This window comes from Mesorhizobium sp. LSHC420B00 (genome assembly GCF_000503055.1).
Lineage (GTDB): Bacteria > Pseudomonadota > Alphaproteobacteria > Rhizobiales > Rhizobiaceae > Mesorhizobium.
This window is the reverse complement of the sequence record NZ_AYVY01000043.1, coordinates 1-20,560: the sequence shown is the minus strand read 5'-3', so window position 1 is coordinate 20,560 and position 20,560 is coordinate 1. Positions and strand designations below refer to the sequence as shown.

General features: G+C 60.2%; 17 protein-coding genes and 6 pseudogenes. 6 read left to right on the top strand and 17 right to left on the bottom strand.

The window, feature by feature from the left end; translation table 11 throughout:
- Positions 1 to 5: 5 nt before the first annotated feature.
- The 10 genes and pseudogenes from X760_RS0140120 to X760_RS71000 all read right to left on the bottom strand — a co-directional run.
- Positions 6 to 902, bottom strand: a complete 897-nt coding sequence (locus X760_RS0140120; RefSeq protein ID WP_031195214.1) for a universal stress protein — start codon at positions 900 to 902, stop codon at positions 6 to 8.
- 106 nt (positions 903 to 1,008) lie between these two features.
- Positions 1,009 to 1,788, bottom strand: coding sequence for a response regulator transcription factor (locus X760_RS71040; RefSeq protein ID WP_245278772.1), 780 nt, complete (start codon positions 1,786 to 1,788; stop codon positions 1,009 to 1,011).
- A 36-nt stretch (positions 1,789 to 1,824) separates the two neighbouring features.
- A complete protein-coding gene (locus X760_RS71035; protein ID WP_023722638.1) occupies positions 1,825 to 2,304 on the bottom strand; it encodes a NifX-associated nitrogen fixation protein in 480 nt (159 codons plus the stop codon).
- Between the two features lie 17 nt (positions 2,305 to 2,321).
- Entirely contained in the window at positions 2,322 to 2,819 is a 498-nt protein-coding gene (nifX, locus tag X760_RS71030) for a nitrogen fixation protein NifX (protein ID WP_023722637.1), read from the bottom strand.
- Entirely contained in the window at positions 2,785 to 4,167 is a 1,383-nt protein-coding gene (gene nifN, locus X760_RS71025) for a nitrogenase iron-molybdenum cofactor biosynthesis protein NifN (RefSeq protein ID WP_023722636.1), read from the bottom strand. The genes nifX and nifN overlap by 35 nt, the downstream gene beginning before the upstream one ends.
- A gap of 9 nt (positions 4,168 to 4,176) precedes the next feature.
- Entirely contained in the window at positions 4,177 to 5,667 is a 1,491-nt protein-coding gene (nifE, locus tag X760_RS71020; RefSeq protein ID WP_023722635.1) for a nitrogenase iron-molybdenum cofactor biosynthesis protein NifE, read from the bottom strand.
- Between the two features lie 63 nt (positions 5,668 to 5,730).
- Complete coding sequence (nifK, locus tag X760_RS71015; RefSeq protein ID WP_023722634.1) at positions 5,731 to 7,272, bottom strand: nitrogenase molybdenum-iron protein subunit beta; 1,542 nt, start codon at positions 7,270 to 7,272, stop codon at positions 5,731 to 5,733.
- A gap of 128 nt (positions 7,273 to 7,400) precedes the next feature.
- Entirely contained in the window at positions 7,401 to 8,903 is a 1,503-nt protein-coding gene (gene nifD, locus X760_RS71010) for a nitrogenase molybdenum-iron protein alpha chain (protein WP_023722633.1), read from the bottom strand.
- Positions 8,904 to 9,001: 98 nt separating this feature from the next.
- Positions 9,002 to 9,895, bottom strand: a complete 894-nt coding sequence (gene nifH, locus X760_RS71005; protein WP_031195212.1) for a nitrogenase iron protein — start codon at positions 9,893 to 9,895, stop codon at positions 9,002 to 9,004.
- Between the two features lie 491 nt (positions 9,896 to 10,386).
- Positions 10,387 to 11,464, bottom strand: a pseudogene (locus X760_RS71000) (type II toxin-antitoxin system HipA family toxin); the annotation flags it as partial.
- Positions 11,465 to 12,730: 1,266 nt separating this feature from the next.
- On the opposite strand from X760_RS71000, the pseudogene X760_RS70995 reads away from it, so the two are divergent.
- Positions 12,731 to 14,365 (top strand): annotated as a pseudogene (locus X760_RS70995) (MFS transporter).
- Between the two features lie 193 nt (positions 14,366 to 14,558).
- Here the strand turns inward: X760_RS70995 and X760_RS76875 are convergent.
- The 7 genes from X760_RS76875 to X760_RS75740 all read right to left on the bottom strand — a co-directional run bounded on the left by X760_RS76875 (position 14,559) and on the right by X760_RS75740 (position 16,846).
- Complete coding sequence (locus X760_RS76875) at positions 14,559 to 14,699, bottom strand: hypothetical protein (RefSeq protein ID WP_023722625.1); 141 nt, start codon at positions 14,697 to 14,699, stop codon at positions 14,559 to 14,561.
- A 126-nt stretch (positions 14,700 to 14,825) separates the two neighbouring features.
- A complete protein-coding gene (locus X760_RS70990; protein WP_023722623.1) occupies positions 14,826 to 15,134 on the bottom strand; it encodes a type II toxin-antitoxin system VapB family antitoxin in 309 nt (102 codons plus the stop codon).
- Between the two features lie 82 nt (positions 15,135 to 15,216).
- Entirely contained in the window at positions 15,217 to 15,570 is a 354-nt protein-coding gene (locus X760_RS0140100; RefSeq protein WP_023722622.1) for a type II toxin-antitoxin system MqsA family antitoxin, read from the bottom strand.
- A complete protein-coding gene (locus tag X760_RS70985; RefSeq protein WP_023722621.1) occupies positions 15,567 to 15,905 on the bottom strand; it encodes a type II toxin-antitoxin system RelE/ParE family toxin in 339 nt (112 codons plus the stop codon). Before X760_RS70985 ends, X760_RS0140100 begins: the two co-directional genes overlap by 4 nt.
- Positions 15,906 to 16,040: 135 nt before the next feature.
- Positions 16,041 to 16,175, bottom strand: coding sequence for a hypothetical protein (locus X760_RS78975; protein WP_023722620.1), 135 nt, complete (start codon positions 16,173 to 16,175; stop codon positions 16,041 to 16,043).
- 237 nt (positions 16,176 to 16,412) lie between these two features.
- Positions 16,413 to 16,586 (bottom strand): hypothetical protein, encoded by a 174-nt coding sequence (locus tag X760_RS78530; RefSeq protein WP_245278771.1) that lies wholly within the window; start codon positions 16,584 to 16,586, stop codon positions 16,413 to 16,415.
- Complete coding sequence (locus tag X760_RS75740) at positions 16,586 to 16,846, bottom strand: type II toxin-antitoxin system VapB family antitoxin (RefSeq protein WP_084643106.1); 261 nt, start codon at positions 16,844 to 16,846, stop codon at positions 16,586 to 16,588. Before X760_RS75740 ends, X760_RS78530 begins: the two co-directional genes overlap by 1 nt.
- Positions 16,847 to 17,368: 522 nt before the next feature.
- Here X760_RS75740 and X760_RS70975 point away from each other — a divergent pair.
- The 5 genes and pseudogenes from X760_RS70975 to X760_RS70960 all read left to right on the top strand — a co-directional run.
- A pseudogene (locus X760_RS70975) lies at positions 17,369 to 18,504 on the top strand (TlpA disulfide reductase family protein).
- 382 nt (positions 18,505 to 18,886) lie between these two features.
- Positions 18,887 to 19,222: a co-chaperone GroES gene (groES, locus tag X760_RS70970; RefSeq protein WP_023722616.1), complete on the top strand. Its 336-nt coding sequence runs from the start codon at positions 18,887 to 18,889 to the stop codon at positions 19,220 to 19,222.
- A gap of 3 nt (positions 19,223 to 19,225) precedes the next feature.
- Positions 19,226 to 19,407 (top strand): annotated as a pseudogene (locus X760_RS76870) (TCP-1/cpn60 chaperonin family protein); the annotation flags it as partial.
- Positions 19,408 to 19,409: 2 nt separating this feature from the next.
- A pseudogene (locus X760_RS70965) lies at positions 19,410 to 19,724 on the top strand (TCP-1/cpn60 chaperonin family protein); the annotation flags it as partial.
- A gap of 4 nt (positions 19,725 to 19,728) precedes the next feature.
- A pseudogene (locus X760_RS70960) lies at positions 19,729 to 20,560 on the top strand (TCP-1/cpn60 chaperonin family protein); the annotation flags it as partial.

Sequence of the window (20,560 nt, the reverse complement as noted above, 5' to 3'; positions counted from 1 at the left end):
ACCTGTCAGCGAGCCAAAAACAGCGGCAATGGCGGCTTCCTAACTATCCATCTCGTCACGCCACCGAAGAGCCGCTCGCGGAGCCGGCGGCTGCCATAAGCTCCCATGACTATCATATCGGCAGACGTGTCGATTGCGTGCTGCGCGAGCACCATAGCCACCGGTTTGCCGGCGCTCGCCAGCGGGTCAACCGACACCCAAGCACCGTGCCGAGTGAGATAGGCAGCGATGTCGGCTCCCGGCTCGGTACCGTTTCCGGTGCAGGTCGCCTCCGGATCGACTAATGCGACGCGAACTTCCTCAGCACCGGCTAGCAGATCCAGCGCTTCCCGAACCGCACGGGACGCCTCGGCTCGCGAATCCCATCCGACCAGCACGCGCCGTGGCGACAGAGTCGCCTCAGCGCCCTCCGGCACGACAAGCACCGGCCTTCCCGTATCGAACAGGCTGCCGTTGATAACAAGGGGTCCGAGATTAATGTCGTTGAGAAGTGCGGGGCCGACGATTGTCAGGTCGTTGCAGAGCGCCCGCTGTCGCACCGCGTCACCGACGCTGGCCTGATCGCAGTAGTCCGTATCGACGTCATAGCAAAGCCGCATGGCCCTCAGCTGTTTCTGAATTTCCCTGGATGCTGTTTCCAGTCTGGCCATGTCCCGTGAAAATCTCTCGATTTGCTTAGACCGTTGTTCCATTGCGGCACTGTCGTGTGCGCGATGTTTAGACCACTCGGGGATGCCAGCGCCCAGCGGCGTAAGAAGCGGAGACGGCATAATGAGCGGCGGAGGCGACATCACCAGTACGGAAAGATATGCGCCGACTTCGGCACACAAGCTGGCAGCTGTTCTGACATCCTGATCGGAGTGGTCAGCTCCCGTCACACTGAGTACGCTTCTGAAAGCCATTTGACTGCTTCTTTCTGAATATGTCGTACCTGCCGGCGCGTTTCGAAGCCGCAAGACTTGCCCTCAGCCCGACGGAAATGGGGAGTGGCACTCCATCCGTTCGCTTTCAGTCGTCCGGCTCCTCGAGCAAGTAGCCGGCCGACCTGACGGTGCGAATGACGCTACCTGGCGAGGCCGCCTTCAGCGCCTTTCTAATCCGGCTGATATGGACGTCCACGGTGCGTGGTTCGACATGGATGTTGTCCCCCCAGGCCCTGCCGATAAGCTCCTCCCGGCTGAAGACCGTGCCGGGAGCTTCAATCATAACCCGCAGCACGTTGAACTCGATGAGTCCGAGGTGAATGTTGTGGCCATTGCCGCGAATCCGGCGGGCATCGCGCTTCATTTCAAGGCTGCCGCAGCAGAGCCAGCTGCCGTTTTCGATCCCGTTTGAACCCCGCTTCGGCAGCGCCAGCCTCGCCCGTAGACAGTCGAGCAGCTTGGCCGGGTCGATCGGCCGCACAAAGATCTCGTCAATGCCAGCTTTCAGGAGATCGAGGTGCTGGTCCTCGGCGCCGCGCGCGATCAGGGCAATAACGGGCAGGTCGGCCGTCCGCGGCTCCTCCTTGAGGCGGGCGCAGATTGTGGCTCCCGTCGCGCTTGCTGGCACGCAGTCCAGCACGACGGCGTGGAACTCCCGTTGTTCGGCCAATACAAATGCTTCCTTCGCGCAGCCTGCCTGCTCACTCGCGAAGCGGTCCGCCTCCAGAATGTGGCTATAATTCAGATAGAACTCCGCATCTTGCGAACAGATCAGGACGAGTGGCTTCATCGGCGCTACCCCAAGAGCCCACTCATCGACCTGGCCCGGCTCGGCTTCCGTGGGCTGGCTATCGCGCTCGCTCAAGATTGTCATGGCCCCCTTGCTCGAAGATCCGCTTCATCACGCACGCGCCACCTCGGGATAGGTCTCGATGGTAGCGATTGCGTCGCCGACCAGTTTCGTGCCGGCCTGAGCGAGCTTCCGGAACGTCTCGAAGCCGAACCTGTGGACGTCGCGCAGCGTCTTCGATAGAGCGACTAACCGCCCCGCCGTGAAAAGCACGCGCCCGAAGCCTTCATGGCTCAGCTCCATCATCGGCGATGCCATGAGGCCGCAGCGCTCCTCGATCGCAAGCCCAACGGCGGTGTAAAACATATCAAGCCTCCACAGCACGTCGGGATCGGGATCGCCGATGATCGGGATCGCACGGCGCTGTTCCCTGGTGACGATGAAGTCAGCCAGCAGTTCGGCGTCTGTTTTGCCTTCCCATAACCCATAGGAATCCTGCGCGCGGATGAGCCGCAGGAGGCATTTGACAAAGGGGGTTGCAAAGGCCGCCTCGTTCTCGCTGACTGCGGAAGTAACCGTGGCATCAGACATTTCGTCTTCTCCTCATTTCAGCCCTCGTCCTCGAACGACGGTTTCTTTGGAGGAGCACCTGCCTTCGCCAGCATTTTGCGCAGCCAAGGCGGAGGAGCCTTCCTGAGCATCATCTGCGTGCGCAACAGCACCTCTTGGATGGTTTGGGGGTGCGGCACTTTTATCGGATAAATTTTTGCCGAAACAACCTTGGCCGCCGAAGGTCCGCCGATGGCCAGACAAAACAGCAGATGACACCCCTTCAGCGCCTCCACCTTCGGGGTGATGCGGTCATCGCCCTCAGTTCGGTGCTCCCCGCTCTCGTCGGAAACGTCATCGAAGGCTACGGCTTCAACGAGATTCCACTCCTCGCGTCCCACGTCGTAGACAGCAAAGCGCCTGGCCGAACCGAAATGGGCGTTGAGGTTCTTCATGTCCTGCGTGGCGATCGCCACGCGCAATGCGCCGGCTTGGCGTTCCGGCGTCGGTGCGTGAACCTCGTCAGTGACGAGCGAGAGGCGACGAACGGAGCTCATCTGGCATTTCTCGTTTACGGAGTGGATCAAGCGCCTCAGGCGTCGGCGCGTGCCGGTTGGCTTCAAAAATGTTGGCGACCTCGAAGATCAGGTCGCGGGTCCCCTGGTAGAGGACTGTGAGCTTGTGCTGGCTGCCGAGCCGGTCGAAGATCGGGAAGCCGACCCGCATGAGCGGAATGCCAAGGCGCTGCTCCGCCTGGCGGCCGTGGGAATGGGTGACGAGAAGATCAGCGCCGGCGCCAAGAGCTTCCAAATCGCCGAGATCGCCGATTTGAACCGACTCCGCCGGTACTTCCTCCAAAATTTTCGACATGTCGGTCGTGGTGACCGCCGCCGCGATTTCGGAGCCCATGCCGATGAAGAAGCTCGCGAGTTGGTAGAGTTGGTCTGGTTCAGCAGCGATCGCAATTTTCTTGCCTCCAAAGTGGAAATGTCCGTCGAGCAACGCGTCCTGCAACTGCGCCCGGCGACGGCGCACCCCCGCCGGCGCCCCCGCGCCCGAAACCGCGGACAGCAGAGAGACGAAGCGGTCGGCGTCCTTCAATCCAGTCAGCGACCGGAACAGCACGTAAGGCACGCCGGTCAACCTTTGAAGCAGCTCGGCCGGGCGGCGCATATGCTCACCGATGACGATGCATTGCTCGGCCGTGCCAAGCTCGCGGATATCCTCGATGCTGGTGCCGCCGTAGGTGGTCGTGATCCAGCGGTCGGGCACCGTACCGTCGAGCGAGCCGGAGACGTCCGGCAGAATCACCGGCTTGAGTCCAAAGCTTTCAATCATTTCACGCAAATGCTCGATATCAGCCACAGTGAGGTTCCAGCCAGGCAGGATCACGATCTTCTTCGACTGCCGCGCCTGCTCGCCGGGCCGCGTAATCCTTTCGATCATCGCGGTGACAGCCTTGGCCCAGCCCTCTTCGATCGCGCCGTCGAAATCCGGTGTGTTGGCTAGCACCACCTCCGTACCCGCGAGTTCTTCCCTGCGCTTCAACCTGATATTGGCGATATCTCCTGCGCAGTCTTCGCCCCGGGTTTCCACCAGCGCCGTGGTGCAGACCCCGATCAGCGTTGGCTTTGTGCGGGCCTTGAGGTTGAGGATCGCCTCTTCCAGGTGGTCTGCCCCGCCGAGGATCGTCGCCACCTCGTCCATCGCCGTCGTCTGCAAGGGGATGGCTTCCTTGAAATGCCGCACGAACAGCACGAGCGCAAAGCTGGTGCACCCCTGGCTGCCGTGGAACAACGGGATCGCGCCGTCGACGCCAAGAAAGGCCAAGGCGGCACCCAGCGGCTGCGATGACTTCAGCGGATTGATCGCCGCCGCTTTGGTCTGGGGAAGGATGCGGACCATCGGCTTTCCTCAACACCCCCCGAAATCGCCGGCCGTCGTGCCGGCGAATTCCTGGACAACATGCAAGGTCGCGGTCTCGCTTTTCGTGCTTGGCAGTTCCTCCCTCACCGCAGGCTGGCAATCCCATGGTGCCGGCTCCCGCACCTGGCGCCAGATCGGGTTATGAATGGCGAGGTCGATCTGGCGTACGAGTTCCACCATGCCGTCATAGCCGGCGTAAGGATGTTGGCGCTCCTGGTTGATATCGAGCCAGGGTGTCTTGGCCTTCAGCGCGATGAACTGCGTGCGCCCGCCCGACAGCATAATATCGGCCTTGTGTTCTGAGAGCATTGCGTAAAGCTCGCACGGCGCCATCTGCTCGAATATGTGGTTGTCGTCCTTGAGGATCTGCTTGATGCGCTCCTTGTCTTCGACGGTCGACTTCTTGACAGAGGTGCCGACGATCTCGATGCCGATCTCCATCAGCGCATGGACGACCGACCAGGACTTCACACCGCCGGTGTTGAGCAGCACGCGCTTGCCTTCGAGCCTCGGCCGGTAGGCCGCGAGCTTCTTCCAAGCGATGGCCTCCTCCTCTGCAATCAATGCCTCGGTGCGGCCGAGGATCTCCGGATCGGCACCCTTCTTCACGAGCAGCTGAGAGATCTGTCGGAGCGCTTCCGAGGTGTCGGTGATGCCGTAGAAGGAGCCTTCGAAAAACCGGATGTCCCAGCGCTGCTCCATCTTGCGGGCGAGATTGATGAGCGCGGTCGAGCACACCATCATAGCCGCCCGGGCGCGGTGCGCGCAGGCAATGTCGAAATAACGCGCGTCGCCCGGAATGCAGGCGCGCACCCGGATGCCGAGCCGATCCAGCAGCGGCTTCACCAGCCAGAATTCGCCCGAGAGGTTGAATTCGCCAAGGATATTGATGTCGTAAGGGCCGGCATCGTCGGGCTCCACGGTGCCGATGACATGATCGAGCAACGCCTCGCCGGCAAGCTTGTTGCCAAGATTCTTGGAGCCGACGAAGCCCGGCGCATTGACCGGCACCACCGGCAGGCCGAACTTTTCCGCCGCGCGCCTGCAGACGGCCTTGATGTCGTCGCCGATCAGCGCCGTCACGCAGGTCGGATAGACGAAGATAGCCGGCGGCCCATAAGCTTCCTTGATCTCGCGGATCGCTTTGAAGAGCTTCCGCTCGCCCTGCCCCATCACAACATCGAGTTCGGTGAGGTCGGTCGTGAAGCTCGTGCGCCACAGCGTTGGCCCGGACGAAGCCGCACCGCGGTTGTCCCAGGAATTGCCCTCGCAGGCGAGGGGCGCATGGATCAGGTGCGCGACGTCGGTGATCGGCTGCAGCACGATCTTGGCGCCATCAAAGGCACAGCCGCCGGCCGCCGCCCCGGGGGTCAGTGGCTTCGAACAGCCCTCCTTGCGCGCCTTGGCATCCTTGCCGCGGTTCTGCTCGCAGGCGGGCTCGTTGAAAACATCCTGGATTTTGGCTCTGAGCGAGGACATTGCGTCGGTCTCCAAAGTCCCTCGGGAAGACGACCGGCCTCACCGATGAGCCGGCCGCCACTCTTAGCGGGTGAGGTCATACGAATAGTCCGTCACGCCCGTCTCGCTTGTCTCGCGATCGAGCTTGTCGAAGATCTTGTCGAGGATCGTCGTCAGGACGCGCAACCCGCCTTGGTAGCCCATAAGCGCAAACCGATGGTGATGGTGGCGGTCGAAGATCGGAAAGGTCAGCCGGATCAGCGGCGTGCCGGTGTCGCGCTCCAGATACTTGCCATAGGAGTTGCCGATCAGCAGGTCCACCGGCTCGGTGAAGAGCAGCGAGCGCATCGCCCAGAGGTCCTTGCCCGCCCAGACTTGAGCATCCTTGCCGAAGGGCGATGATGCAAGCAGTTCCTTCAACTCCGCTTCCCATGCCGAGGTGCCGTTGGTGGCGAGGCAATGGGTCGGCTCGCCGCCCGTCTCCATGATGAAGCGGGCCACGGCGTAGACAAAGTCCGGATCGCCGTAGACGGCGTATTTCTTACCGTGCAGCCAGGATTGGCTGTCCGCCATGGCGTCGACAAGTCGGCCGCGCTCCAGGCGGATTGTCTCGGGGATTTGCTTGCCGGAAATCGCGGAGACCTCCATCAGGAAGTCGTCGGTCGCCTGGACTCCGAGCGGATAATGAAACGAGGCCGTCGCCTGCCCTCGCCCCTCGCAATACTCCAGTGTTTTTCGGGTGTTGTAATGCTGTAGCGAAAGTGTCGCCTCGGCGTTGAGTGCTTTCCTCACGTCTTCGATCTTCGTGCCGCCGTCGTACATGCGGTATTCGCCGTCCGACGGCGTGTCGAACTGGTCAGAGGCGTCTTGGATGAAGGTATATGACACGCCCAGCAGATCGAGCAGGCGCTTGAGTTCCCGGTTGTTGCCCACGCAAAAGCCGTCGAAACCCGGAATGATGTTGATGGTTCCCTCGGCTTCCGTTCGCTCCTCGCCTTTCCAGAAGTGCTCCAAAATGCCCTTGACCGTAACGTCGTAGCCATCGACATGGCTGCCGACGAAGGCTGGCGTGTGGGCGAAGGGCACGTCGAAGTCGCGCGGGACGGAGCCTTCGTCCTTGGCGTTCTCGATGAAGCTGTGCAGGTCGTCGCCTATGACCTCCGCCATACAAGTGGTCGAGACGGCGATCATCTTCGGGTCGTAGAGTTGGTACGTGTTGGCGAGCCCGTCGACCATGTTCTTCAGGCCGCCGAACACTGCCGCATCCTCGGTCATCGAGGAGGAAACCGCCGAAGCAGGCTCCTTGAAATGGCGCGACAGGTGCGAGCGGTAGTAGGCCACGCAGCCCTGGCTGCCGTGGACGAAGGACATGGTTCGCTCGAAACCGGCGGCCGCGAACACCGCGCCGAGCGGCTGGCAGGCTTTGGCGGGGTTCACGACAAGCGCTTCGCGAGCGAGGTTCTTTTCGCGGTATTCCCACGTCTTGGTGAATTCGCCTTGGTCGGTAACGACCTGGTCCGGGTGAGGACATTCGAAATTCAGCCTCTTCTCGGCGAGCATCTGCCTGTATTCCGGCTCGCGGAACAGGGGCGCGTGGTCGAGAACTTTTTCAGCCGACTGCGGCATGGGTGGTTACCTCTTCTCCATCTGGCCCGCCATACGGCGGCACAGGGACGTCGAAACGTTTCAGGTCTCCCGCGGACAAAAGGGCCACAGGCGTTCAACGGCCTCCCGGCTTCCGGGAGGCCAGGTTTTCATTCGGCTGCGATCGCCGCCGACGGCTCGGCTTTTTTCTTCCAGGGGGCGTCGTAGAGGTTCCAGACTGGGTTGTTGATGGCCAGATCCATGTCGCGGGCGAAGATGGCGAAGCCGTCGTAGCCGTGATACGGGCCGGAATAATCCCAGGAATGCATCTGACGGAACGGTATGCCCATCTTCTGGACCGGGTACTTTTCTTTGATGCCGGAACCAACGAGATCAGGACGGATCCCCTCGATGAACTTCTCCAGCTCGTAACCAGTCACGTCGTCATAGATCAGCGTGCCCTTCTTCACGTAATGGCCGGTACGCTGATAGTCGTCGTTATGGCCAAATTCATAGCCAGTGCCGACGATCACCATGCCCAGATCCTCATATGCCGTGACGACGTGACGGGGGCGCAGCCCGCCGACATAGAGCATCACCGTCCTGCCTTCGAGGCGCGGCCGGTATTTAGCGATGACGGCATCGACCAACGGCCGGTATTTGGCGATGACCGCCTCGGCCTTGGCCTCGATTTCCGGCCCGAAATGCTTGGCTATCTTGCGCAGAGAGGCTTCGGTCTGGGAGGGGCCGAAGAAATTATACTCCATCCAGTCGATGCCATACTTTTCCTCCATGTGCCGGCAGATGTAGTTCATCGACCTGTAGCAATGGATGAGATTGAGCTTGGCCTTCGGCGCGCGCTCTATTTCGGCCAGCGTAGCGTCGCCCGACCAGTTGCCGACCACGCGCAGGCCCATCTCCTCGAGCAGGATGCGCGAAGCCCAGGCGTCGCCGCCGATGTTGTAGTCGCCGATCACATTGATATCGTACGGGCTGGCCTCGAACTCGATGTCCTTCTTCTCGAACACCCAGTCGCGGATCGCATCGTTGGCGATGTGGTGGCCGAGCGATTGCGAGACGCCGCGGAAGCCCTCGCAGCGCACCGGCACGATCGTCTTTTCGTGCTCCTTGGCCTTGTTGCGGGACACAGCTTCGGTGTCGTCGCCAATCAGGCCAATCGGACATTCGGATTGCACGGTGACGCCCTTGTTCAGCGGAAACAGTTCCTCGATCTCGTCGATGACCTGTTCCAGCTTCTTGTCGCCGCCGAAAACAATGTCCCTCTCCTGGAAATCGGAGGTGAACTGCATTGTCACGAACGTGTCGATGCCCGTCGTGCCAACGTAGTAGTTGCGGCGTTGCGACCAGGAATATTGCCCGCAGCCGACCGGGCCGTGCGAGATATGGACCATATCCTTGACTGGACCCCACACCACGCCTTTCGAGCCGGCATAGGCGCAGCCGCGAATCGTCATCACTCCGGGGATGGACTTGATGTTCGATTTGACCTCGCATTCGGAAAGGACCTCGCTTTCCTCGCCAGCCTCGTCGCCGCTCGTTGCGACGCTCAGGTGCTTTTTGCGGCGCTTCGCCGCCTTGTCAGGATATTGCGACAGCACCTCCTCGATCAGCTTCGCATGGAGGGCGCCGTCATTCTCGTATTCCAGGCTCATGGGACCCCTTTCAAGGTTCAGGGTGACGCCTCACCAACGAGGCGCCGTTCTTTGAAAGGCGCGCCAGGTCAAGGCCGCGCCTCGTTCGGCAGCGGTCGTTACTGTGCGGCCGCCTTGGCCGCTTCCTTGACCTGAAGCTCGGCAAGCATCTGCTCGTCAGTCTTCATGATGCCGAAGTCGAGCAGCATGTCCTCGAGCTCCTCCATGGTGATAGGGGTGGGGATGGTGCCCTGGCCCGAATTGGCATGGATCTTCTCGGCCAACGCCCGGTATTCCCCGGCCTGCTTGGAGTCCGGCGCATATTGAATGACAGACATCTTCCTGAGTTCGGCGTGCTGGACGATGTTGTCGCGCGGCACGAAGTGGATAAGCTTGGAATTGAGCCTGGAAGCCAGCGCTTCGGCGAGGTCGAGCTCGCGATCGGTTTGGCGCTCGTTGCAGATCAGGCCGCCGAGCCGCACGCCGCCCGAATGGGCGTATTTCAGGATGCCCTTGGCGATGTTGTTGGCGGCATAGAGTGCCATCATCTCGCCGGACATGACGATGTAGATTTCCTGGGCCTTGTTCTCGCGGATCGGCATCGCGAAGCCGCCGCACACCACGTCCCCGAGCACGTCATAGGAGACATAGTCGACATCGTCATAGGCGCCGTTCTCCTCGAGGAAGTTGATCGAGGTGATGACGCCTCGGCCGGCGCAGCCGACACCCGGCTCGGGGCCGCCGGATTCCACGCACTTGATGCCTTTGTAGCCGACCTTTAGCACGTCCTGGAGTTCGAGATCTTCCACCGAACCTTCTTGTGCTGCCAGGTGCAGGACCGTATCCTGCGCCTTCGCGTTCAGGATCAGGCGGGTGGAGTCGGCTTTGGGGTCGCAGCCGACGATGAGGATCCTTTGCCCGAGGTCGACAAGGGCGGCGAGCGTATTTTGGGATGTCGTCGATTTGCCGATCCCCCCCTTGCCGTAGAACGCGATCTGACGCAGACCTGACATGTAGCTTTCCTTCTTTGTTCCATTGGCGGCTGCCCGCGACATGAATACCGGCCGACAGCTCTCGCCGCCTCGCACCTAAGGGTTTCAAGACTCGTGCCAACTTGGCTGATTGGGCCGGAGAAGAAAATTTGTGAATGCTTTTCAGAGATTTAGCTTGAGGCCAAAGAAAGGATCATCGGAACAAGCCGTGTAGCGGACCCGACAATGGCGACACAAAGCGTGGGATCGCGATCCTCAGTCACGCATTCGTTCGAACCGCATCGTTGTGTTGAGGTGAGCGAACAGCATCTCGACCCGCTCGCGTTAATTGCGGGATGCTGCGAACTCTTCTGTTCCGGTGAGCTGACGTGCTTGGTCTCGCGTGTCCTCATCGAAACTGCGCGGAATGTTGCGCGCCACGCTGGCATACCATCGATCCACGGCCATCCATCCGGGGCCAAAGGCGATGATTCCGCCATATCACACCCAAGGCGACTCGGCTCACTTATCGGGCAGGAGTTCAGTATCGGCGTCATCGCCTTCACATGTGCGTCAATCCGCTCGAGCACTTTCCCCGCGACAACGTCGCGCTCAGGCAGATGCCACCAGTGCTCATTGACGAGTTCGACGGTCTCGACCACTGCCTTCAGGACTGCCGGCTCCGGAAGCCTTGCGCGGTTCGCAAATGCCTTCCATCGCGGTGCTGCTAGCGCCTTGACGAGCTCTCCCCTCCAAGCGAAAACGCCATGGCGTCGGCGGGAATATATGGCACGGTCGACAAAACGTCGTAGATTGGTGCAAGCACCGGCTTGTCGCCGTTACCGAGATAAATCAAAGACCAGTTCTTCAGGTGCATGTCGCCATTGCCGGTGATGACCGTCAGCACCAGGCGGCGGACGAATTCGAGAGCCGCCGTAGGCGAGACGGCCACGCCAAGAGCCGAGGTTATGTCATGGTAAGCGGCTCCCTCATATTTGCGCGAGGGATAGACACCGAAGACCTGAGCGAAATCCTCGATGTGTATCCTCTCGCCATCGGCGCCGCGATCGAAGCGTTTGACGAGAAGGACCTTGCCCTCCGACAGCGTGTTGAATTCTTCGGGAANTCGCCATCGGCGCCGCGATCGAAGCGTTTGACGAGAAGGACCTTGCCCTCCGACAGCGTGTTGAATTCTTCGGGAAAGCCCTCAAAATTGGACTTCTCGACCAGTTCGCATTCGGGAACCTCCATGCCGATTGCTGCGGCCAGCGCCAGGTTGGCGAATTCGTTCTCCGAAACGCCCGGAAACACCGTTGAAGAAAACTTGGCGATGTACCGGCCTTGCTCGTCGTCCATCGGCAAGGTAAGGCCCCCGCCTTTTCCAGTTTCCATTCTGACCGACAGCTTCATCTGCACGCCGGCAAGTGAGAACCGTGCCTTGGGGTCATCCTTTGAAGCATCCTGCGAAACCGCTATCGCGCCGTCACTGGGCAACGCCCGTACGGCTCCCGGCAGATCGGCGCCCAGCGCCGCTAAAAGATCGAAATCATTGCCTGGCCGCACATTGCCTTCATGGTGCTTTTCGCCCCGTCGGCGAGTGGGACGCCCAATGCGTCGCGGCCCCCTACCCGTTCGGCCGTTCCGTCGTACCAGGCGAGCGTCTCGTAGCCGCGAAAGCTGCTCACGCGACCGTTTCGCGATCTCGGCCCGTTCAACGCCGTTCTGGGACGGGAAACCAAGCGAATGGCTGGCGAAACGGCTCCGCCGCAGCCGGCCTCGATCACAAGAACCCGGCGTCGGGCGTGAGCAACTCGACGTCGGATTGCATTGAAGCTTCAGCCAGGGCGGCTAAGTACGGATCGTTGTGAGCGACACGCTTCGGACTCCCATTCGATTGCCCGACTTTGGCTCATGCCGGGACGGGCGGTATTCTGAGGGTGTCTGCGCACCATGTTCATGGTGGCCGACTCTGAAGCGGCGCCCAATCGGAAACATTAGCATCTCCGCGTTTTGGCGTGGCTGCTTAAACTCTTCGACGGTAACCGCCTCAAGTAGCAGGTCCAAGGCTTCGCGCCCCCTCCGACTTATCGGGTCATCGCCCCGCAGGTAGTGATACGCTCGATCTAAATGCACCCGCGCGGCGGAAAAAATCGCTTGTCATATGACCCTCTCAGTTACCGCCCGCATTAGCCGTCTAGGAGGTGAGGGAGGCGCAATCGTTAGTATCCACAGACGGATTTGATTTAAATCGCTGATGATCCGGGAGAAACCAGGGCGCTGGCTGGTCTTGATGCGAGAGCCTCGCCGGATGGGTAGTATGCCACGGCTACGGACGGTCTTGATCGAGATGATGGTTGAGGCTGCGGACTTCCCGGCGGACAGCTTCGATCGTTCTAGGCGTCTGCGCCGATAAATCAGGCGGGCGAATGCTCTCAATGTCCGCGTTGACAGCCATGCGAATACCGCTTCGTTCTTAATCTGTGGACACGGACCGAATACTGGCCCCGGCAAGTCGGCCAGTCGAGCTCTAATCCCTTGCCATCACAAAACGCGCATTCACGAGGGGTCATCGCGAATGCCGATCATCATCGGGCTTAGGGAAGCCATCCCTGAGCACTCGTCGTCAACCAGGGCGAGGACGAGATTGTGGCACCTCTCCTGTTAGGGTTCGTTGTCTCTCCCGTCTGTGAACAAGTGGGGTCAAGCTGCGGTCTTCACCCGGCCCGGTTCCGCTGCCGCCCCAAAGTTGATTGTGGAGCATGCGGAAGCGACTGCTAGGTCATGCTCTGGAAATACTGACCGATCACACAAATCTATAGACAAAAAGTCAGTACTGGCAGCCGTGAGTTAACGATCGGCTCGTGGAAGGCAAAAAACGTGCAGCACGAAGATCCTCAGCCGTCCGCTCCAACGACGCTTGCCCCGCTTCGCAATCCGGTATTTCGCTCGATCTGGACAGCCACACAGATTATCCAGCCTCGGGTGGCTCGTGCAGACGGTCGCCATCAGTTGGCTGAAGGCCACCATTTCAGCTTCCGACCTCATGGTCGCACTCGTTCAGGCCGCATCCACATTGCCGGTGTTTTTCCTCTCAATTCTCGCCGGAGCCATCGCCGATAACTTCAGCCGCCGATGGGTGATGTTTGCGGGGCACTGCTTGATAGCATTGGCATCAACGACGCTAATGATTTTGGGCGGTCTGGGATTTGTCGATCCTTGGCTGGTACTCGGACTGGGTTTCCTGGCCGGCTGCGGCTTTGCTTTGAATGATCCGGCCTGGCATGCTTCGGTCGGCGATATCCTCGACAAGCGCGACATACCGGCCGCGGTCACGCTGATGTCCGTCGGATACAACCTCGTACGCAGCATAGGTCCTGCTCTGGGTGGGACGATTCTGGCCTTCTTTGGTCCGCTGGCCGCTTTCGGCTTGGCCGCGCTGAGCGATCTCGCGCCTCTAGGTGCACTATGGCGCACCAAATGGAAAATCCGCTCTTCGCCTCTCCCCCGCGAGAGAATGATGACGGCGATTCACGACGGAGTGCGCTTTACGGCGATGTCCCTGGAAATCAGGGCGGCGATCGCCCGCGGAACCCTTTTCGGGCCAGCATTTCGATCTTGGCGTTGCTGCCTCTCGTCGTTCGGGATCAGTTGAAGAGCGGGCCGATCGTCTACGGTATTCTATTGGCCGGCTTCGGCACCGGGGCTTTCATCGCGGGTATGAGCAACGGCTTCCTTAGGCGGATCACGTCTCAAAACAGGCTGGTGGCGTTCGCCTTTGTCGCTTGTGCAGCATGTTGCGTTTCCGTTGCACTAACATCGTCGGTCCCTGTGGCGGCAGTCGCGCTTGCCTTGGGCGGCGCGGGTTGGCTTATCACCTGGACCGGCATTGACGTGGCGGTGCAACTCGCAAGCCCACGGTGGGTAGTCGGCCGTACACTCTCCATCTACTACGCCTTGAGCGCTGGCGGTATGGCTGCCGGCAGCTGGATTTGGGGTTCCGTCGCGCAGAATTACTCCCTGACCTGGGCTTTGGAGGGCGCCGCCGGGGTCTGTTGCTGCTTGCAGCAGCGGGAATGGTGTTGCCGATACGTCCATGGGAAGAAACGGACCAGGAAAGTTCGGATTTTCGCGCACCGGAGCTGGCACTCGATCTGAAGCCAAGGAGTGGCCCTATCGTCGCCAAAATCGAGTATTGCATATCCGAAAAGAATACCGACGCCTTCCTGCATGCGTGCAAAGCGCCACGCTCTTAGCCGCGCCGGTGCGCGAAACTGGACGCTCCAGCGCAACCTCCAAACGCCTTCACTTTGGACAGAGACATTTCGCACGCCAACCTGGATGGACTTTCTTCGCCTGAATCATCGGCTCACGGCAGCGGACAAGGAAGCAGCCCAGCAGCCTCTCGCCTTGCACGATGGAGAGCTTCCTCCACACACAGTCCTTTCGATCGAGCGAACGACCGAGGCAGCTCGTACCCGTGCGTCAACAATCGCTTCTCGTCCTCCGAGGTGACGTCATGATGAAGCTGTCAGCCGATGCCAACCCGCCGCGAAGGGGCCTAGGCTCACTCCCAGGCCCCCTTTCTGGCCTTCGGCTCCACTCAACCGCGCATAAACTGCGTTCCTTTCTCTGACCAGCCAAGGCTTGTCCGACTCCCCCGAAGAGAACCGCCCAAGAGCGCCGGTGTTACTATTTCCACAAGCTCCTAGTCGATAAGGACGCGAAGTCGACGCCATGGAAGGTCGAGCTCCTCGCCGCGCGCGATCAAGGCCATGTGCTCGCTTACCTGCTCGGCAACGGCCCCGGTCAACTCCGGCAGTTCAGTCAATTTTTCGAAGGCGGCCATTCATCTGATCCTTTCGGCAAGGTTGCCACGTCTGTCTGAAGCAAAAGCTCGTCCAGCGTGAGCAGCGGCGAGCGCATCGCCTTGGCATAGGCGTAGTGGAAGCAATCGAACATGCATCGACGAACATTATTCGTCACCACCTGTGAGATCATGGTCGAGCTCGTGATAGGCCTCCGGTTGAACCGGCTTTCGACCTGGCTGAAAAGACAGGCCGTGCTTAACCAGAATCTTTTTCGCCGTTTCTCTCGGGCTTTCCTTGTTCATCCGGTTGCGGATGGTTTCCCGCAGGGCGACAATCACAGCATCGGTGATGCTTGTGCCGTCAATGCGCGCAAGCTCCCGAACGAGAGTATCGGCCGCCGGATTGTTGGCGAGCGGGCGAGCGGAGAACAGGGCAGGATAATCAAGCAATTTTGAGCCGCGATAGCCTTCCACTCGGCCATCGCGCGTAGGCGGTGGTTCCGGGTCAATCTCACCAAGGCGTCGGGGCTCTGAAAGCGGCCCTCCCCTCCCCTGCTCAGTGCGCGGCTGCAGGAGTTTTGTTGTTGAGGTTGGCCTCCGTATCATTGGGCGTTAGAGCACGCAGCACCGCCTCAGGCTCCCGGTCCATGACGCGAAGCAGTGTACGGGCCGCGCCGCTTGGCTGCCGCTTGCCCTGCTCCCACTTCTTGTAGCCGGATGGACTGGTTCCCAGCACGGTCGCCATCTCATCCTGTGTCAGGTCGAGCTTCTTGCGGATGGCTTTGGCGTCGACCGCGCCAACATCGACGCTGTGCACCTTGATACCGGGAACGTCCTTACCCTGCGCGTGCGCCAGAGCTTCCGACATAGACTGGATCAGATCAGCGCCGAATTTTGTCATCTCGCTCATGTCCTGCTCCTGTTCGCTGCCTTAATCGCCTTGGCGAAGGCTGCAACCGCTTTTGCCTCGTCCGGCTTCAGATCGACCTTTTCATTCTTGCCGTACGCCAACAGCGCGTAGATCGGTGCGTCATCGCTGTACCAGTAGTAGATGACCCTTGCGCCACCGCGCTTACCCTTGCCTTTGGCGCCGAACCGCATCTTTCGAACGCCACCGGTACCTGGAATCTCATCACCCACCTGCGGATTGGCAGCGAGAAAGTCGATCAGTTCCTTCCGCTCATCGTCGCTAAACAGCTCCGCCGCCTGCTTGATGAACAATGGTGTCTCGGCGACGGTCTGCATGCACTTCCTATAACCCAATGGGTTATATATGAGCCAGCGGTGGGCAGAGTCAATGGCCGATCTACCGAAACGACGCCTCCAACCGATCGATTATCCTTATCCTCTGGATTTGGAAATCAGCCCCGCAACGAGCTCTCAGGCGCTGCAAATGGCCGCTGACATGCAAAACGTGCTTCCCGTCGACCACAGGGACGGCTGATCGGCTACCTGCTCGGCGGCAACGACCCCGGTCAATTCCGGCAGTTCAGTCGATTTTTCGAAGACGGTCATTCATCTGATCCTTTTGGCAAGGTCGCCACGTCTGTCTGAAGCAAAAGGTGGTCCAGCGTGCGCCGCGGCGAGTGCATCGCCTTGGAATAGGCGTAGGGGCAATCGAACTTGCTGAGGCGCCGCTTTGCTATGCCGTGCTGTCCGGCGACAGCGACCGCGTAGGACAGGACGTGTCGGGGCGAACCGGGCTCGCAGAGCCGAATCTTTGGTGCTGCGAGCCATTCGACGACGACCGCCTCAGCCGCTTTGTAGGCGCAATTCAACTGATCCGGCCGTGAAAGCACGATGATGGCTTCCTAGGCAGCAAGTGTCATGTGAACGGCGAGCCGCATCGAGCGGCGCCGCTTCATAGGCGTCGGCCGTGTCCTCCGCCGCCATCATCGAGACGATCGCACATGCATCGACGAACATTATTCGTCACCACCTGTTGAGATCATGGTCGAGCTCGTGATAGGCCTCCGGTGGAACCGGCTTTCGACCTGGCTGAAAGACAGGCCGTGCTTAGCCAGTGTTTCTTTTGCGCCGTTTCTATCGGGCTTTCCTTGTTCATCCGGTTGCGTATGGTTTCCCGCAGGGCGACAATCACAGCATCGGGTGATGCTTGTGCCGTCAATGCGCGCAAGCTCCCGAGCGAGAGTATCGGCCTCCGGATTGCGAATGTTCAGCGTCATGTGTGTAGCTCCAAGCGCGTAGCGCCCTTTACATCACTGTGTAGCTTGGAGCATACCCGCAGTGTCGGTCGATTAGGCTGGCTCACACTTCGCCGGGGGCTTTGTTCATCCTCCTCTTCAAAACTGTTAGCGGCGAGCCAACCCATCAATGTCACTGAGGCGAATTCCCTCGGGACGGGCAGAGGCTGCCTGCCGCGCGTCCTTATGGCCTTGGCGCTTCGGGGACGGGCCACGCTTTTCGGGCGGCGCGAAGCGTGTCCAAAACCTGACAGCGGCAGACAATATGACACGTTCAGAACAAACAATGGCAAAAATATCAGGTGCATTACAACCGGTCATCTGGGGCACCGGGAGGTTTTTCCAAAGCATGTGCGCGCTGAGCTCGCTGGCATGGCCCTTGCACGAATAAGGGAGCAACCAGAGGCTCCTCTTCCCCCCAACCCGTGCCTCTCTAGGAAGGAAACCAGAGTGCCGACAACCTTACCCTTTGGAAATAACTTTGGACAGCACCCGGTCTTGCAGATGGAGTCCCCGGCCCCTTCGATTCAAGTGGAAACCTGGCTGCGTGGCGAGCCGCTCAGCAGCTTCGAGCCCGGGAAAGTATACATCGTCGAATTTTGGGCAACTTCGTGCGGCCCATGTGTGGACGCGATGCCTCATCTGATGCAGTTGCAGGAGAAATACAGGGACAGCGGCGTTGAGATCATCGGAGTCGCGGCTAGTGAAGACGCTCCAACGGCCGATGAGGCCCGCAGCAATCTGGACGCGTGGTTGACCGAAAAGTTCTCGAATCTGAACTTTCGGATGGCGTTCGACTCCACAGGCGAAATGAAAAAGCTTTGGATGGAGCCCAGCTTTTCTTGCTGGATTCCGACCAGTTTCGTGGTCGACCGAGACGGCCACATCGCCTTTATTGGTGGCCCGACGGAACTCGATGAGGTTTTGCCGAAGGTGCTCGACGGCAGCTGGCGCGCCAGCGATCAAGCGAAAGCCGCCGACAGGGAGCGGATCGCGAAAGGCGAACCCAAAGCGCGCGAACAAGCGCTGACGAAGCCGATCAAGGCTAGATATCGGGCGGCGATGGAGACAAATGATTGGAAGACGGCGCGCTCGGCAATCGAGGAGGGCGTCGCCTTGATGCCGGACAACCTATATTCCGCGTGAGTCTTGCGCATCTGTTGCTTCACAAAATGCGCGACATGGAGGCCGGCTTGCCCGAAATGCGCCAATTCGTTCGCGACGCGATCAACAGAGAGTCCGAGCACTGGATATATTATGGGCTATTCCTACTCTTCGCGCCGTGCTTTGATTATGCGGGCTTTCCGTCTGCTGAGCGCTTTGCGATGGGCGAAGAGCTGTCTAAACACATCGTGGCACTGCCGCAAGGCCACGGCTCTAAGTTCATGTCTTATCCGATGGTCGCTCAGTACTATCATGAGAGCGGCAACAAAGATCGCGCGATCGAGTTGGTCGAGCAGGCACTTAAGGTGCTGGACGGTCCGGAGCCTATCTCGAACGACCTGAAACAGCACCTTCTACCGGAGTTGCTGCAGGCTCTGGCCAACTACAAGGGTGAGAAGGTTTGTCACGGCACTATCTGTGTAGCTCCGCAAAAGGATTCTCCCAACGTCAATGGGGTGGCCGAGGAGCAAACCTAAGAAGGGGCGTGTCGGAATGCCTTACTGGTCAATTCGTCCACTTTCCTGGCGTGGTTGTGCAAATAGCCGGCCCAGGCGTCCAGCCCAGCCTCGCCGTCATCCGCAAACACGTGACTGACCAAGGAGAAGACGACGTCCCCTGATCACCTCACCAAAACATACTGCCGCTGCGGGTCTCCCGGACCCGTCAAAGATGGCACTGGAGTAAGGCTTGGAACATGAAAAAAGGTTACTAGCCAGCTCGACGCTGCCCACCGATCCACCTGCACCCACAGGCGGGGAAGACGGGGACGCAGCCGACCGCCTGTCTCAGCGCCACGATAGCACTCGCACGCTCCGGCAACGGAACACCATTCAACATCCGCACCAAGGACATCCAAAAATGGCAAAGAATTTCCGGCCGCTGCATGACCGCGTGGTCGTTCGCCGCGTCGACTCCGAAGCGAAGACCGCCGGCGGGATCATCATTCCCGACACCGCAAAGGAAAAGCCGCAGGAAGGCGAGATCGTCGCCGTCGGCTCCGGCGCGCGCGACGAGGCCGGCAAGCTCGTCCCGCTGGACGTCAAGACCGGCGACCGCATCCTGTTCGGCAAGTGGTCGGGCACCGAAGTGAAGCTCAATGGCGAAGACCTTCTGATCATGAAGGAATCCGACATTATGGGCATCATTCTGACCGCCGAAATCCAGTTCGCCTCTTCCACAGACCTTCGGAGCTAAAAAATGCCCAAAGACGTAAAATTTTCCCGCGACGCTCGTGAGCGCATGCTGCGCGGCGTCAACATCCTCGCCGACGCAGTGAAGGTCACGCTCGGCCCCAAGGGCCGCAACGTCGTCATCGACAAGTCGTTCGGCGCACCGCGCATCACCAAGGACGGCGTCACCGTCGCCAAGGAAATCGAGCTNCGACGCGGTGAAGGTCACGCTCGGCCCCAAGGGCCGCAACGTCGTCATCGACAAGTCGTTCGGCGCACCGCGCATCACCAAGGACGGCGTCACCGTCGCCAAGGAAATCGAGCTGGAGGACAAGTTCGAGAATATGGGCGCGCAGATGGTCCGCGAAGTTGCTTCGAAGACCAACGACATCGCCGGCGACGGCACCACCACCGCGACCGTTCTGGCACAGTCGATCGTCCAGGAAGGCCACAAGTCGGTTGCCGCCGGCATGAACCCGATGGACCTCAAGCGCGGCATCGACCTCGCCGTCGCCGACGTCGTCGCGACGNGGCACCACGACCGCGACCGTTCTGGCACAGTCGATCGTCCAGGAAGGCCATAAGGCGGTTGCCGCCGGCATGAACCCGATGGACCTCAAGCGCGGCATCGACCTCGCCGTCGCCGACGTCGTCGCGACGCTGATCAAGAACGCCAAGAAGATCAAGACCTCGGAAGAGGTTGCCCAGGTCGGCACCATCGCCGGCAATGGCGACGTNGATCAAGAACGCCAAGAAGATCAAGACCTCGGAAGAGGTTGCCCAGGTCGGCACCATCGCCGGCAATGGCGACGTGTCGGTCGGCTCGATGATCGCGGAAGCGATGCAGAAGGTCGGCAATGAGGGCGTCATCACCGTCGAGGAAGCAAAGACCGCCGAGACCGAGCTTGAAGTCGTTGAAGGCATGCAGTTCGACCGCGGCTATCTCTCGCCCTACTTCGTCACCAACGCCGAGAAGATGGTTGCGGATCTGGAAGACGCCTACATTCTTCTCCACGAGAAGAAGCTCTCCAACCTGCAGGCCATGCTGCCGATCCTCGAGGCCGTCGTGCAGACCTCGAAGCCGCTGGTCATCATCTCGGAAGATGTCGAAGGCGAGGCCCTGGCCACGCTGGTCGTCAACAAGCTGCGTGGCGGCCTGAAGATCGCCGCCGTCAAGGCGCCGGGCTTCGGTGATCGCCGCAAGGCCATGCTGGAAGACATCGCCATCCTCACCGGTGGCCAGGTCATTTCCGAAGACCTCGGCATCAAGCTCGAGAATGTCGGCCTCAACATGCTCGGCCGCGCCAAGAAGGTGTCGATCTCCAAGGAGAACACCACCATCGTCGACGGCGCCGGCAAGAAG